This is a genomic window from Salinicola sp. V024, from assembly GCF_052645315.1.
Genome location: NZ_JBQXYB010000044.1, coordinates 1 through 911, shown reverse-complemented (window position 1 = coordinate 911; position 911 = coordinate 1). Strand labels below are relative to the sequence as shown.

The 911-nt window shown below is 58.6% G+C and carries 2 protein-coding genes; both read right to left on the bottom strand.

Annotation, left to right across the window (positions count from 1 at the left end; translation table 11 throughout):
• Window positions 1–371, bottom strand: a 371-nt coding sequence (locus tag ACUN9V_RS19930) for an IS3 family transposase (RefSeq protein WP_445512671.1), incomplete at its 3' end; no start/stop codon positions are given.
• A gap of 20 nt (window positions 372–391) precedes the next feature.
• On the bottom strand, window positions 392–911 hold a 520-nt coding region (locus ACUN9V_RS19925; RefSeq protein ID WP_445512670.1), incomplete at its 5' end, for a helix-turn-helix domain-containing protein.

Here is a 911-nt window from a genome sequence, read left to right as displayed (position 1 = left end):
TTCTGGCCGTTGACGCTGAACTCCGTGATATCGGTGACCCACTTCTGATTAGGCCATTGTGCCTGGAACTGGCGGTCGAGCAGATTGGGCGCGATTCGCCCTACGGTTCCTCGATAGGAGCGGTATCGCTTTCGACGTACCAGGGACATCAGGCCCAGTCTGTTCATCAGTCGCTGCACGGTCTTGTGATTGACCGTTTCCCCCGCCTGCTTCAAGACGGCCGTGATGCGACGGTAACCGTAACGTCCCCGGTGGTGGTCGTAGATGTGGCGTATCCGCGTTTTCAGGGCCGCGTATTTGTCACCTGTGCTCTGAGCCTTACGCTGATAGTAGAACGTGCTGCGCGAAAGACCAGCCGCCCGCAGCAGCAAGGCGAGGGGTTGCTCATGCCTTAATCCCTGGACGGTTTGCGCTTTTTGCCTCGCGCCGCCGCCTGCTCTTCCCGGATCAAGGCATCGAGCTTTTTTAGGTAGGCGTTCTCGGCACGCAGGTAAGCGAGCTCTTCGAGCAACTCCTTCTGGGAGCGCTCTTCATCGGGAGAGGGTGGTGAAGGCGGCTTCTTCGACATTGGGCGGCGTCCCTTACGCTTGGGTTCCAGGGCAGTCAGACCTCCACTATGGTATTGACGTTCCCATCTGCCAATAGCGCTGCGTTCGCGGATATCGAACAGGGCCGCCGTCTGTCGTTGGGACAGGCCATCCCGCCACATCCGCTCAAGCACCTCCCGCTTGAAGGTCGCACTGCGGTGACTGTATTTCTTGCGCAATCCCGACATGCCATGCTGTCGGTAGGTTTCCAGCCATTGGTGTACGGTGGACTTATCCAGGCCATGCTGGCGAGCGACATCCCTCTGACTGACGTCCTCACGTAAACACTGCTGAACAACCCGCAGCTTGAAGCTCTCGTCGTAT